Source organism: Pseudoalteromonas sp. SG45-3 (assembly GCF_014164075.1).
GTDB classification, from domain to species: Bacteria; Pseudomonadota; Gammaproteobacteria; order Enterobacterales; family Alteromonadaceae; genus Pseudoalteromonas; species Pseudoalteromonas distincta.
In genome coordinates this window covers 1-12,669 of record NZ_JACJEN010000031.1, presented here as the reverse complement: position 1 = coordinate 12,669, position 12,669 = coordinate 1, and the positions used below count along the sequence as shown (strand labels likewise).

The following is a 12,669-nucleotide window of genomic DNA, read 5'->3' as shown; positions in this document are numbered from 1 at the left end:
TAGTTTTTACACAGTCTGGGCACAGAGCCGACCTTCGGCTCTAACTCGTTTTTGTCCAGAAACGTGTTACATACCAATGTCCACATAAAAAATCGTTTATTTTTGTAGCAAAGCATAATGCGTACAATTATACTGTGTTAATATACAGTGAATTAGGGCGATTATGCTTTGCATTAAATCCACATCTGACTTTGAAATTGAAAGTGTGAAGTACCCTAACTTTCCCCTCTTAACGTGGGAAGTTGATAATTCAGATCTAGGGATTGAATCAGGAATGCTTTGTGTAGAGGCGTTGCAGTTCTTGGTATATGAGTGCTTAAAACGAGGTCGAGTGAATAGTGAGAACACTTGGTGGACGTATGGCAATCACCTAGCTCAATTCCTGACATTCTGTGAGCAGAACAGTTTGGATTGGCGAGACATTTCAGAAAGCAGTGAAGATGAAATGTTAGTCAGTGCTTATCGTGACCTTTGTGTTGGTGAGTTTGGCATGTCGGTAAATTCAACCAATCAGCATTTAAGAACGATAGTGCGTTTCTATTCTTATGGCGTCGGTAAGTGGTTTAAGTCATTACCTTACTCTCTAGAATCCGTTTCAGTGAATAAAGGCCAGCAGTTTTTAGCTCATACAGAAAGAAATGGTGGTAAGAAATACAGCTCTGATTTGATGATGAAAACCTTTGAGAAAAAAGCTCAATTTTTATCGGTAATTGAAGTGCGAGATCTTTTATCTGCGATTGAAAATTCAACCTTAAAGCTGATGGTTCGCTTATGTCTACAGACAGGAATTAGACGAAAAGAACTGTTGCTGTTTCCCTTGAATATAATAAGAAAGCCTACTGGAAACAGAGCTTACTATGAGGTCAATATTTCACGAACCAAAGGTGAGAAAGAGCGCAAAATACACATCCCGACACGATTGATGGAGGACTTGTGGCGTTATGTCAATGAGGCTCGTTTTCAGAAGCAACAAGAGTCGGAAGTGGAGTCAAATTGCTTGTTTTTAACGCCTGATGGTCAAGGGTGGGCTTCTCAAGGTTCTGCTTTTGGTAAGGCTCTCAAGTCGCTTAAATTACCCTTTCACGTATCACCGCATATGTTAAGGCATACTTATGCAACGCACATGCTGAAAGGAATGTTAGAGCATAAAAGCAGTAAATTTGAACCGTTGATGTACCTACAAGCTCGGCTTGGACATTCAAGTATCACAACCACGATGAAATATTTACATTTGGTTAATGATTTGGTCGATGACTTGTCGATTGAGTATCAACAACAGATTGATGCGATTGTGTAGGTGAAATATGGCGAGACAAAGAAAAAAACTGTCTATTAACAAAGACAAGCTAAAGAAAACATCGGCAGTAGAGTCAACAACTGACACTGCTCAAAATCGAGAAATAGTCCGACCAATCAACCCTGTAGTGAATTACCCGAATATCGGTTCAAAAGGTGGCAATGGTTCTAACGTCAATTTTACTCGTTTCTATGGCAAAGGTTATGACGACATTACAAATCGAGTGTACTACACCGCAAAAGCTCTGCTGAAAAATACCGATGCTCTTAGCGAGGAAACTCAAAAAGGTTATTTTAAAAATGGTTTTTTCCATTTCGCTGAATACCTTACATTATTTAGGTATTCAGCGGGTGAGGACTTAACACAAGATGACATTACGCCAGAGTTGATCGAGCAATATTTACTGCACCTTAGAGGTTGTGAGTTAGGGTATAACACCCTAAAAGGTTACTACACTCATCTCAAGTCAATGCTGATACACATGAGGGACAAGGGCTATTGGTCAGTCATTGATGACATAAACCTAAACAGTGATTTCTTTCCTAAGAGCCCATTTCCAAATTCAAGTAAACGTGCAAAGGGCGAGAAACCACTGACTCCCCATGAAAAAAGGCAGGTGGTGGTTGCGCTAAAACAAGCAATTAAGCCGATTTATCAAAAGACCGAACCACTAACAGGTTATCAGTTAACACTGTGTTTGTTAGCTGTGGCGATTCAGACAGGCATCAACACATCTCCGCTTCTCAATATGACTACCGACTCATTGACCGACCACCCCCTTAAAGATTGCCGCAAGCTCTTAACCGTATTCAAAAAAAGAGGCAACTCCACGCAATTGCACAATTTACGAAAATCACAGGAACTTGAAGTAGTGCAAGGAATAAAGCTTGATGTGGCTTATCTTATTGAGGCTATCATTGAGCGTAATAGCCAAGTGAGAAAGTCTATCGATTCCGACTTGTTATTTGTCTATGAGTCTAGAGTTGCCCACATAGGTGCCGAGAGAGGTACGGCCTCCTCTCTAGCAGAAAGGCTGCTTAGATATAACATCAAAAAATTCATCAAAGAGTACGACTTAAGAGATGAAGATGGTCGAACGATGAAACTTAATGTAAGCCGTTTTCGCAAGACGTTCATCAATGGTATTTATGAGCTGAGTGGTGAGAGTTTGTTAATTGCTGCGCGGCAAGCCAAACACAGTGGGACAGGAACGCTTGACCACTACCTGCAAGCTCCCGAGCAATCAAAGCGCAACTTGGGCTTAATGGGTGAGATACGAGTTAAAGAGCTAACGTGCGCAGAGCCAAGCGTCCCTGTAGGGCATTGTAAAGACCCTAAGAATGGCGATAAAGCACCGAAAAATGGCTCGTTCTGTAATGACTTTTTAGGCTGCTTCCGCTGTAAAAGCTTCGTTATTACAGGTGATGATTTGTATAAACTCTTTAGTTTTTATTGGGCGATTATTCGAAGCCGTGACGAGTTTGGTCGTAAAGACTGGAAGCGTCATTTAAAAAATGTTCTAAGAATCGTAGATGAAGAAGTTGTCCCTGAATTTGCTAAGCTTGGCCAGCTACAGCGTGTAGAGACTGAAAAAGAACGGGCAAGATCTAATCCACATCCGTACTGGCAAAACCTTGATATGTTGAAGGTGACGCAATGAGTTCAATTGAGTTAATACTCACACAAGCTGAGTTTGCAATTCAGCAATGTCCAAAGCCAAGCACCAGTGCGCTTGAGCAAGTCATTGATGGCTCTCTAACGGGTATCGTGACCTACATTAAACTCGCCAATGGTGAATACCAAACGCTATCTCGATTTGAGGAAGATGTATGGGTGTTTCCTGCTAGTAAAGGTACGAAAGCAACTATAGCAAGTGCATTAAACCTTACTTTTTCTACGATTGATGATACTCAAATGAAGCGCATGGCAAAGTGGGTAATCTGGAGCAAATTCAAAAAGGGGTTAGCTCTTAATACTCTTGTGAAAACATTGGACAAGTTGAAAAGTTATTTTCAGTGGGTTTTAAGTTCAGATACTACAGTTACACATGGGCTGACAGCTTTTACCTCAAATGCCTACGTTAGGCATGTAAATACCCTGCACTCAAAACGAAAAGGCGAGACTAAACCACTGACAGCAGTCACCAAGGTGGATAGATTCCGCATTCTAGAAGACCTTTATTACCACTGCAAAGAGTTTGATTTTGTCAAAGAGCATCCTTGGCCTCAATCAACCGCTAATGAGCAAGCAGGGTATGTTGGTGAAGCGTATCGGGAAGCCATTACCAAAGGTAAGACCCCCATTATTCCAAATAAAGTGCTAATTCCGCTGTGCCAGTTTACTAAATCATACCTAGATAAAGCTGATGAAATTCTGAAATCGTCAAAAAAGAGAGAAACATTGCTACTGCGAGATAGCTGTATCTTCTGGCTGTTACTCACAACGGGTATGCGTATCCATGAAATATTAGGCATTAAGCGTGATGCGTATCGCTCTGAAACGAAAGGTGACACCACTTACTACCACATCGAAACTGTCTCTGAGAAAACACATACAGGGTTAGCTGAGTGGATTGCGCCAAGGATAGCCACGGAAGCGATTGATATTCTTGGCCGTTTGAGCGCTCCACTTCAAGATCAACTTGAGTGTGATTTACTAAAAGCGAAAGCAAGCAACGATCATGTGGAAGCACATCGACTTGAGGAAATATCAAACCACATCTGCCTATCGAAAAACCTGGGAAAAGGAAACGCAATTTACCTATTGTCAGGGGTGGCAATGACTAACGCTAGGTTGCCAAACTTATGTGAACAGATAGGGAGTAATTGGAACCTATCAGCGCACCAATTCAGACGTACCTTTGCTAATTATGCGGTTCACTCTGAATTAGGTGACTTGAGAGCATTAAAAGATCACTTTAAACATTGGTCAATTACCATGACCACTTTGTATGCCTTTAATGATGCTTTGGATGCTGAATTGTTTGAAGAAATGCTTCGAGAGAAATATCTGGTTGAAGAAGAAATTAAGCAAGATTGGTTTGAACTAGACACGCCTATCACTGGTGGCGACATAGCTCAAAACATCATGAAGGTCCGTGAGGATAAAGAGTTAATTAAATCTTTTGGCTCTCTTAGTGCTATGGCAAAGGCATACTCTAGCTCCATACCAATTCGCTCAACAGGTATTGGGTGGTGCACCAATGATGATGAGTGTAAGTGTGGTAAGCCTGATAGCTGTGAAAGCGGCATTGTAGATAAGCGACACCTGCCTTATTGGGAGGGAATGCTAGTGCAGCAAATGAAACTGATGCAATTGGATGATATTGGTGAAGCTGGTAGAGCGGCGGTAAAAAAAGGCATGGAACGCTGTGAAAAGGTTCTAGTGGCATTGGGTATTGATGTTGAAGCTATGAAGCAAGAGATTAACGAGAGAAAGGATATCGAGGTGATAAATGTCTAACCAGAAAGAAAAAGCGACACATAAAGCGGTTCGACTTGCCATTGTTCGAATCGAAAAAGGTCGTCCAAATACTGTTTCTCATAAACGTAAAATGAGTGTCGCTGCCGTTGCCGAAGAAGCAGGTGTAAGTCGAGCATTGATTCACCGTGATTGCCCTGAACTATTAGAGCGTATTAAAGGCGGTGTAAACAAAGACATTCGACAGCAACGTGATGCCAAACAAACTGAACTTAATAAATACAAAGACCGCAATCGAGAGTTGCGGTCTGAGGTGGCAGAATTGAAAGCTATGCTCGCTAAAGTTCAATCACAAAATGCTACGTTAATACGAAAAAACATGGCTCTGAGCAATGCTCGTGCGGACAATAACAATGTAACGCAACTAATATACAGCTAATTGCCTGAATTTAATGGTAATAATTTCAAATTAAGGTTACTTTTGAGATAGTTAAAAACATCCAAAAGTGTAACCTTAAACAAAGTTATATAAAACATAAGGTTAGCTACAGTTACATGTAACGAACTATTTATAATTAATGTCCATCGACAGTCGGGCGTACACAAAATAAATAAAGGCACCTTCGGGTGCTTTTTTTCTGTGTGTACTAATTTTAACATAAGCAACCGGCTTACTTTTTTTCTTCAATTCCGACTATTCCAATATGACCAATAAAAACAATGCTTATAGTTTTTGGTGATTATTTAATATACCATATTGGAATTGGGTGTTGTTTGGAAATTATATGCCATTTGAGAAAGGTCATAAGCCTGTTAGACGTAGGCCAATATCAGAAGCAGTAAAGCGACTTGAAGCAGGCAGAAAAGGCGCAGGGAAAATCGAAAGTAAAGCGCAGCTAAAACACATACTTGCTAATGCTAATCGTGGTGAAACCGCAGAGAGAAACGTAGCGTTAATTTGGTTCTTGTTCGGCTCACTAACGCGCATTGGTGAAACTTGCCAGTTGCTAGTTAAAGATGTTTTTACTAAATCAGGCGAGCTAAAATCTATTTTTAGAATGAGAGCTGATTACACCAAAACGAATCAAAGCCGTGATTGCGCTCTGGTTTTAAAGCAACAAAGGCAAGCCGTTTTAGCTTGGCGGGATAGACGCATTAGAGATAAAGCTATGCTATCTGTAGATGGTAGTTATGGTGGCTTAAATGGAGATAGCCCTTTATTTTTAGCTAGAAGCGGAAAGCGCTGGGTAACTTTGTCTTTTAACGTCAAAAAGTATCAAACTCAAGACGGGCAAAAAGAAACGCTAGTTTGCTCAAGCATGGAGAACTACGTTAGAAACCTGTTTAAGAGTTGCGGCTTTAAACAAGGCTCAAGCCACTCAGGGCGTAAAAGTACCGCCAGCCTACTATCTGATGCTGGTGTCGATTATGACGTTATACAAATGGCTATAGGCCATGTTAGTGATGATATGACTGATACATACATCATCCCTGATCCACAGCGATTAACTGATGCACTGAATAACTTGTATAAGTCAGTGCCGCCACTAGGAATAAAAGAATAAATGATATTAGAAGGACATTAGCCAGTTGAAAAAGTTTAAGTTTATAAACAATCAATCAAAAAAAGAGTTTCTAGCGTTGCCTGATAAAATTCAAAAGCGCTTTGCAAATGATTTAAACGCAATCTGTCAAAACAAAGAGCCATTTAGCAAGTTTAAGCACTTAAAGGAAAGTGTAGGTATTGGCGCGGTTGAACTAATAGAAAACGGCAGACCAGCATACAGAACGATTTATGTTGCTAAATTTGCTGACACTGTTTTTATTTTGCACTCATTTACCAAAACCACTAACGGAGTAGATAGGCAGGCAATGGACACTGCGAAGAAACGATACAAATTAATGGAAAAAGAAATTAAGTGACACATATCACCACTTGTATATATATCAATGCTGATATATAGTGATTATAAGTTAAACAATAAGGTTATTAAGATGACTCTTGAATACTCAAATATCTTTGATGCAATCACAGAAGATAAAGCAGAAGCCTCTGAACTACAGACGCGCTCAGATCTGATGATTGTTATTCGTGACATTATCAATGCTAAAAACTGGTCACAGGCCGATGCAGGGGTTAAATTAGGGCTAACTCAACCTCGCGTAAGCGATTTGGTAAATGGCCGAATTGATAAATTCAGCATTGATAAATTAATGACTTGTTTGTTTCGAATTGGTTTTCGCTTTAAACCGTCCTTTGCAGATGACCAGTTAACAATGGCTGTTGAAGCTGTTGAAGCTGTTAAAGCACACTAGTTGAAGAATTTTAAGGATAAATAATGGATGACAAAGAGCCTGTTTGGGCTGCATCTTGTATGGTATGCGGTTTTGATAAGAGTTATACCGAAGAAGCAAATATACCTGAGTCTTGCCCTAAGTGTGGTGAGCATAAAAATTTTGACATAGTGCATTTACCATCACTCTATGAGTAAAGCGGTAACTAGTTGGATAAACAAAATATTGGAATGTGTTGCAAATATCAGAGGCTATTAATAATGTCTATTCAAGAATAAAAGTAACAGGGCAATAAGGTGTGTTTCAGAATTTATTGTTCGTCAGAAACAAGTGAGCCACCCCAATTGGGATGGCTCTTAAACTCGCTACCTGTTGTCAATACTCATAGAGCGTAAGAGGACAGGGCTATCACAACAAGAGGCAATGCCTCAGTTGTTGTAATAATACCTAATAAATTTAATAAGGGCAAATAATTTGGATCTTGCAGAAATAAAAAAGGGTCTATCTACGGAAAAGCTTGAAACATATCGTCAAGTATTCTCCTGTAAATCTGACCATGAATTAATAGCTGTTTATATGTCAATGCAGAGTATTATGAGTCATTTTTTCACAGTAGTTCAACTACTTGAAGTTACATTAAGAAATTCAATACATCAGTCTGCGTCAGAGCAGTTTGAAGATCCAGAATGGTTCAAAACAAAGGCAATTAGTGACCAATCAAAAAATCAAGTGACCCAAGCAGAGCAGCAGTGCTTGGATGAGGTGGGAGCTAAATACACGACAAATGATTTAGTGTCGCGGCTACCATTTGGGTTCTGGGTTCATATGTTATCGAGAGACTATAATAATTCAAGAGATAAAGATCATAATTTATGGCAGTTCAAATTTAATCAATGCTTTCCCAACGCCAAAGCAAGTAAGGTTTCCTTGAATACCATTTTTCAAAATTTTGGTACTTTAAATAAATTTAGAAATAGATTGTTCCACCACGAGCCAGCTTGGAAAGGACGTTCTACTAGAAATAGGGAGCAGGCAATAAATAACATTATCAAAAAATATAAGGAGCATTTAGAAGTAATTAGGTATTTGTCCTCTAGTAAGTATCAGTTAATAACCGCGCTAGGGTTTGAGGATAGATTTCTAGCGGAATGTGATATTGCTAACTTAAAAAAATTTGAGAATATATTGTTATCACCGGAGACTCAAAATGATTAGCATTAAAAATAATTTTACAGAGTTATTAAATGACGCATAGTAAAACAAAAACTAGCTTATATAGGCGAGCTTACGTGACTTGGTTGATTAGCACAGGTGTTAACACTGTGCCAGCAATTATAGAAGCTACTGGAATGCCAAGGCGAACGGCTCAAGACACATTAGCGGCAATTCCAGAGCTTTCTATAGCGCTTGAAAACAAAGGCGGTTCGTACTCGGTTGCAGATTGGGGAATGCTGAATAAAACTTGGCTAAAAAACAACTTAAGGCACGTTAGAGACGTGCTATCATATCCATAAGTTAAGAAATCTTGGAATAATTTTTAAAATCTATATAACCCAAATAAACAAAGGCTGAATTGAACGTCACGTTTTACTAAAGAAGATCTGTTTAAAGATGAACAAAGCTGGTCAGGGTTACATGATGTGATCGTTAATGTAGTCCACATCGCTCCGTCAAAAGAGCAGGCCGAAAATATATTTGATGACCTGCCAGAGATGGTAAAAGAGTTGGCTTATAAATGGGGCTTAAATGATACCGATTTTCGCGAAGAAGCATTTGAAGCCATCGAGCTGGAAGTAGATCCGGATGGCGAATAAGAAAAACCCCAGCAGTATATTGGAAAAATAGCTATGGCGCTTGAATGGTTGTACGAACACTGGAAGTCTGAGTTTTTAGCCAACGGCTTTAATGAAGATGTAGCTGAAGAAGAGTATCAAACATGGTGCGAAGGTTTGGGTGGCGAACTGGATAATGAATATCAGCAAACAGCGTATTCGGTAATGATGGCCGCCAAAGAAACTGTTATCGAGTTGCAGCAAATCTACTAATTGGAAATCAGCTTTTGCCAGTGGCGTTTAATTAAGTGCTACTCACAAAAGTAAAATGTTCAACTGGCTTAAAGGGAAAAATAATGGCTGTAATAACGAAGAAAGATGAAAAAATCGAAAATGTGGTTGGTGAGTTAAACGAAGGATATTTATTTGATGACTTCATTAATAAGTTTCAAGAGCTTTACCCGAAGGATTGGAGCAAGATTGAGCGTGAACATGCGAAACATGAACGCAAAACCAAGCCAGGGAAAACACATCCTATGCCTGAGCCAATTCAGTACCTCAAAAACGCTCTGAACGTATGGAATAAAAAGAACAAATAGTTTAATTGGAATACGGAATTTGAAGATCATTCAAAATTTAGAAGAAGCAAAGGTTTACAAGCGAGGGTGGACTTATGTTCTTTTATCTCAAAACAAAAGAATTATGAAGATAGGTCATGCAAAAACAGACCTTAGAAAGCGTGTTTATCAGCATCAGCATTGTAGATTATACAAGCCATACGACTTTCAATTTTTGCTTGCTTTAGATAGTGCTCAGTATGAATCATTGCTTCATGGATATTTTGATGAATACCGCCGCCGATATAAATGGCTTCAGGGAGAGATTAAGGGTCAGCACTTTACTAATAAAGAAGCTAACACTTTGGCTTTAATGTTATTTAAAAAAGATAAAATCAGCTATAAATCTACTTCAGACGCATTTTGGAAAAACACTATAGTTACAAGAAATGAGATTTTTGCCATTCCACCCCGCACGATTGGTGCTAAATTAGAAAATTTAATTAAGCAAATCATAGCGAATTAAGTATTGGAAAAACTCTTCAAATATAGGAATTCACCTCTACAAAGGGCTAATACTTTGAAATCAAGCGAACTGATAAAAAAACTAAAAAACTCTCCTCAAGAGCAAAAAGTACAAATCGTAAATGTTGCTAACGAAGACTACTCGATCTCATATGTGGGTAAAGTTTACCATGAACCACCACGAACTTTTTTGCAAGGCGCTTCAAACGCTGGGAGATACTCAACTATTCAACAGCTTTTGAATAGGTTGCAGGAAATAGACGCGACCGTTCCTTTTGATGCAGATATAGCGTCAGGTGATGACTGGGATTTTCAATTCATCGAAGATATCAAGCAAACTGAGGAAGCAGTTTTGCTCAAATTATCAGAGCCAGTCTTTGGTTAAAGGCTAAAAAACAGAGAAAAATAGCGAGATTGGAACATTTGTATCGTATGAATCGTATTGTACGTTTTATACGATATAGATAAATAATAGGAGTTTAAATATGCAAACTGATTACAGCAATGGCGCTGCTACAGCTCTTTCATATATGACAGAGCAAGGTGCTAGTAAAGAAAGTATACAGCTTGTTGCCGCTGTTATGGATTTGAATTTAGATGATATTGATAATAGCGACCGTGAACGGTTTATTAACGCTTTTGGTATTGAGTTTTTTGAAAAAAAGCTAAAGCCTTACCAAGTTGGTGAAAACGACATAGTGTTAGCTGAAAACGAAAAAAGTGCATTGATGTTGCTACAAGGATACACAAACCTTGAAGCTCATGATTTAGGTGATGTTGAGGATTTATCAGCTCAACTAGATATGAAATTAACAAATGAAGATGGAACGTTCTTGAGTACGCTTGGTGATTATATTGCGGATATGAAAGAACCTCAATATATTGTCGGTTGGGAATAAATGGGCAAAAAATATCTGTCACCTATTCCTAATAATGCGGTGGGTTTTCAAGCTGTTCGTTATCAACAGGACGGTAATGATAGACTTTACGATACTGTTACTTTCTCAACTGAAAATTCAGCAATGACACTTGATGTGATTTATCGACAAATGAAAGTTTTTGGGGTTTTGTGCCCATCCCCTCGAAATGAACCTTAAGGTTATTTATTGGCCATTCATAAGTTATGATGGTGTAAAATAACTATAAAGGTCAATTATCATCACTAACCCAACCACTAAACGTATTCAAATACTTACATCGTCTGAAATAAACGAACTTTACGCTCTTCCTAACTTTAATCATACAGACAGAGAAGACTATTTTTCATTGGATAGTGAAACCCAAAAACTCGTTAATGAGCTAAGACGATTAGAAACTAGAGTATATTTTATCCTGCTATTAGGGGTTAGTTGCCCATCCCCTCGAAATTAACCTTAAGCCTGTTTTTTAAACAGTAATTTAAGAGGTAAACAATTCTCAAAAGGTTTACATAATGATTTTGGCTGTAAATACCTATCAAAACGTTTTAGATTTTTTGATCTTTACTTAAAGTTAGGGAGCGCAAAGTTTTTCAATAACTTACATCAACTGAGGTTCATATCGAGGGGATGGGCGCAAAACCCCTATATGTTTCGTCCAACATGAGCGGTAAAATCAGCCGGCCAGGGCTCTTGAACTGTGCCTCCGTCAGAACTTTTAATAAGCGATTCGAGAGAAGATACTGGTTGAGCAAGATAAACGGTATACAGGCCCTCTCGGAAGTCTTTAGGAATGCAGCGGCTTGGTATTTCAGCATTCTTCATAGCAGAACCAAAGGCACCAGAAAAATAACCTAGGCATGCTACAGTCATTATTCGGTATTCCGGTAATAAATCCCTATCGGTAAAGCCATTAAGCTTAGACTCTATCCAAGCACTAAACTCTGAGCTTATTGTATAAGCAACCTGACTTCAAGAAAGATGACACGTTAAATTAAAGAGTATTTTCTTAAAAGCAGCTCAATAAATCTTTATTAAAGTTAATGCCACTTAGGTTGTTATCTATAATTAACTTTTTAAAGTCATCAGTACAATAAACAGAAAGGCCACCTTGCAATTTCGACTTAAAAAGCAATTTATCTTGTATATCAATAGTATCAAATACTAATGTTCTGAGGCCATCCTCATAACCATCAAGATATGCTTTTTCTGTCAATGTTAAATCTTCAGAGGCAAAATTGAGTGTGTTAAATAAAAACATCTCTTCACTGTCAGTTTTTAATGGAACGAACTCGCCACAATTTATGATAGCTTCATTAAGGCAGTTATACGCCCGTCGATTAAGCACTAAAAAGGAGCCATATAGATTTACATCATAATTTTGTTTTTTTGCTCGTGGTTCATGCTTGCATTCAAACCCATCCGCAGATAATTCAAGTAAGGTTTTTTTTCCTTTTGGAATATCATCCATGACTACTTCAAGTATTTCATCAAACGACTGGCCAGTCTTATCAATAATTTGATTTGTCATCTCGACAATATCGAGGTCGATTACATCACATATTTCTGTGGGTTTTCTCAGTAAGTACGTATTCATATACCTTTCCATAGTTCATCTTTCTCTTCGAAAATTTTGCTAGGTAACGTACCTGTTTTCATTATTGTTTTCACATTGCGTAGTTTATTAACAAACAGTCCTTTGTCTTTTGTCATGCTTCCACCTAAACTTTCACCAATCCATGTTTCGTAATTATACCTATGTGTAGTGGTCAATAAAATTTGGCCACAGTTTTAGAATCTTGATATCTAACCTCAGATTCATTTGGCGCTAAACCGGCATTATAATGATGCGGCCTAACGTTGTTGTAATATCCGTTGATATAATC

20 protein-coding genes are annotated in these 12,669 nt (G+C 38.5%); 18 read left to right on the top strand and 2 right to left on the bottom strand.

Features of this window, described 5'->3' with window-relative positions; all coding sequences use genetic code 11:
- Positions 1 to 163: 163 nt before the first annotated feature.
- The 18 genes from H5126_RS20355 (at position 164) to H5126_RS21750 (ending at position 11,237) form a co-directional block, all read left to right on the top strand.
- Positions 164 to 1,297 carry a site-specific integrase gene (locus H5126_RS20355; protein ID WP_024592040.1) on the top strand — a complete coding sequence of 378 codons (1,134 nt, stop codon included), beginning with the start codon at positions 164 to 166 and terminating at the stop codon, positions 1,295 to 1,297.
- A 7-nt stretch (positions 1,298 to 1,304) separates the two neighbouring features.
- Positions 1,305 to 2,957, top strand: a complete 1,653-nt coding sequence (locus tag H5126_RS20350) for a phage integrase SAM-like domain-containing protein (protein WP_024608497.1) — start codon at positions 1,305 to 1,307, stop codon at positions 2,955 to 2,957.
- A complete protein-coding gene (locus H5126_RS20345) occupies positions 2,954 to 4,759 on the top strand; it encodes a tyrosine-type recombinase/integrase (RefSeq protein WP_024608498.1) in 1,806 nt (601 codons plus the stop codon). Before H5126_RS20350 ends, H5126_RS20345 begins: the two co-directional genes overlap by 4 nt.
- Complete coding sequence (locus H5126_RS20340; protein WP_024592037.1) at positions 4,752 to 5,156, top strand: hypothetical protein; 405 nt, start codon at positions 4,752 to 4,754, stop codon at positions 5,154 to 5,156. Before H5126_RS20345 ends, H5126_RS20340 begins: the two co-directional genes overlap by 8 nt.
- A gap of 346 nt (positions 5,157 to 5,502) precedes the next feature.
- Positions 5,503 to 6,282 carry a tyrosine-type recombinase/integrase gene (locus H5126_RS20335; protein WP_182721273.1) on the top strand — a complete coding sequence of 260 codons (780 nt, stop codon included), beginning with the start codon at positions 5,503 to 5,505 and terminating at the stop codon, positions 6,280 to 6,282.
- A gap of 25 nt (positions 6,283 to 6,307) precedes the next feature.
- Positions 6,308 to 6,640 (top strand): type II toxin-antitoxin system RelE/ParE family toxin, encoded by a 333-nt coding sequence (locus tag H5126_RS20330; RefSeq protein ID WP_182721272.1) that lies wholly within the window; start codon positions 6,308 to 6,310, stop codon positions 6,638 to 6,640.
- Between the two features lie 72 nt (positions 6,641 to 6,712).
- Entirely contained in the window at positions 6,713 to 7,033 is a 321-nt protein-coding gene (locus H5126_RS20325; protein ID WP_182721271.1) for a helix-turn-helix domain-containing protein, read from the top strand.
- Between the two features lie 23 nt (positions 7,034 to 7,056).
- Positions 7,057 to 7,209 carry a hypothetical protein gene (locus tag H5126_RS20320; protein ID WP_182721270.1) on the top strand — a complete coding sequence of 51 codons (153 nt, stop codon included), beginning with the start codon at positions 7,057 to 7,059 and terminating at the stop codon, positions 7,207 to 7,209.
- Between the two features lie 277 nt (positions 7,210 to 7,486).
- The gene (locus tag H5126_RS20315; RefSeq protein ID WP_182721269.1) at positions 7,487 to 8,227 is read left to right on the top strand and encodes an Abi family protein; all 741 of its coding nucleotides are present in this window, start codon (positions 7,487 to 7,489) and stop codon (positions 8,225 to 8,227) included.
- Between the two features lie 29 nt (positions 8,228 to 8,256).
- Positions 8,257 to 8,526 carry a helix-turn-helix domain-containing protein gene (locus tag H5126_RS20310; RefSeq protein WP_024604264.1) on the top strand — a complete coding sequence of 90 codons (270 nt, stop codon included), beginning with the start codon at positions 8,257 to 8,259 and terminating at the stop codon, positions 8,524 to 8,526.
- A 126-nt stretch (positions 8,527 to 8,652) separates the two neighbouring features.
- A complete protein-coding gene (locus H5126_RS20305) occupies positions 8,653 to 8,826 on the top strand; it encodes a hypothetical protein (RefSeq protein WP_158000934.1) in 174 nt (57 codons plus the stop codon).
- A 33-nt stretch (positions 8,827 to 8,859) separates the two neighbouring features.
- The gene (locus tag H5126_RS20300) at positions 8,860 to 9,057 is read left to right on the top strand and encodes a hypothetical protein (protein WP_024604266.1); all 198 of its coding nucleotides are present in this window, start codon (positions 8,860 to 8,862) and stop codon (positions 9,055 to 9,057) included.
- An 83-nt stretch (positions 9,058 to 9,140) separates the two neighbouring features.
- Entirely contained in the window at positions 9,141 to 9,383 is a 243-nt protein-coding gene (locus H5126_RS20295) for a hypothetical protein (protein ID WP_024604267.1), read from the top strand.
- A gap of 19 nt (positions 9,384 to 9,402) precedes the next feature.
- The gene (locus H5126_RS20290) at positions 9,403 to 9,867 is read left to right on the top strand and encodes a GIY-YIG nuclease family protein (protein ID WP_182721268.1); all 465 of its coding nucleotides are present in this window, start codon (positions 9,403 to 9,405) and stop codon (positions 9,865 to 9,867) included.
- A 54-nt stretch (positions 9,868 to 9,921) separates the two neighbouring features.
- Entirely contained in the window at positions 9,922 to 10,251 is a 330-nt protein-coding gene (locus H5126_RS20285) for a hypothetical protein (protein ID WP_182721267.1), read from the top strand.
- Positions 10,252 to 10,351: 100 nt separating this feature from the next.
- Positions 10,352 to 10,765: a hypothetical protein gene (locus H5126_RS20280; RefSeq protein WP_182721266.1), complete on the top strand. Its 414-nt coding sequence runs from the start codon at positions 10,352 to 10,354 to the stop codon at positions 10,763 to 10,765.
- Complete coding sequence (locus tag H5126_RS20275) at positions 10,766 to 10,963, top strand: hypothetical protein (protein WP_182721265.1); 198 nt, start codon at positions 10,766 to 10,768, stop codon at positions 10,961 to 10,963.
- 55 nt (positions 10,964 to 11,018) lie between these two features.
- Entirely contained in the window at positions 11,019 to 11,237 is a 219-nt protein-coding gene (locus tag H5126_RS21750; protein ID WP_182721277.1) for a DUF4158 domain-containing protein, read from the top strand.
- Positions 11,238 to 11,428: 191 nt separating this feature from the next.
- Here the strand turns inward: H5126_RS21750 and H5126_RS21745 are convergent, their stop codons facing one another.
- Positions 11,429 to 11,737 (bottom strand): hypothetical protein, encoded by a 309-nt coding sequence (locus H5126_RS21745; protein WP_182721276.1) that lies wholly within the window; start codon positions 11,735 to 11,737, stop codon positions 11,429 to 11,431.
- Between the two features lie 55 nt (positions 11,738 to 11,792).
- A complete protein-coding gene (locus H5126_RS20260) occupies positions 11,793 to 12,380 on the bottom strand; it encodes a hypothetical protein (RefSeq protein ID WP_182721264.1) in 588 nt (195 codons plus the stop codon).
- Between the last annotated feature and the right edge of the window lie 289 nt (positions 12,381 to 12,669).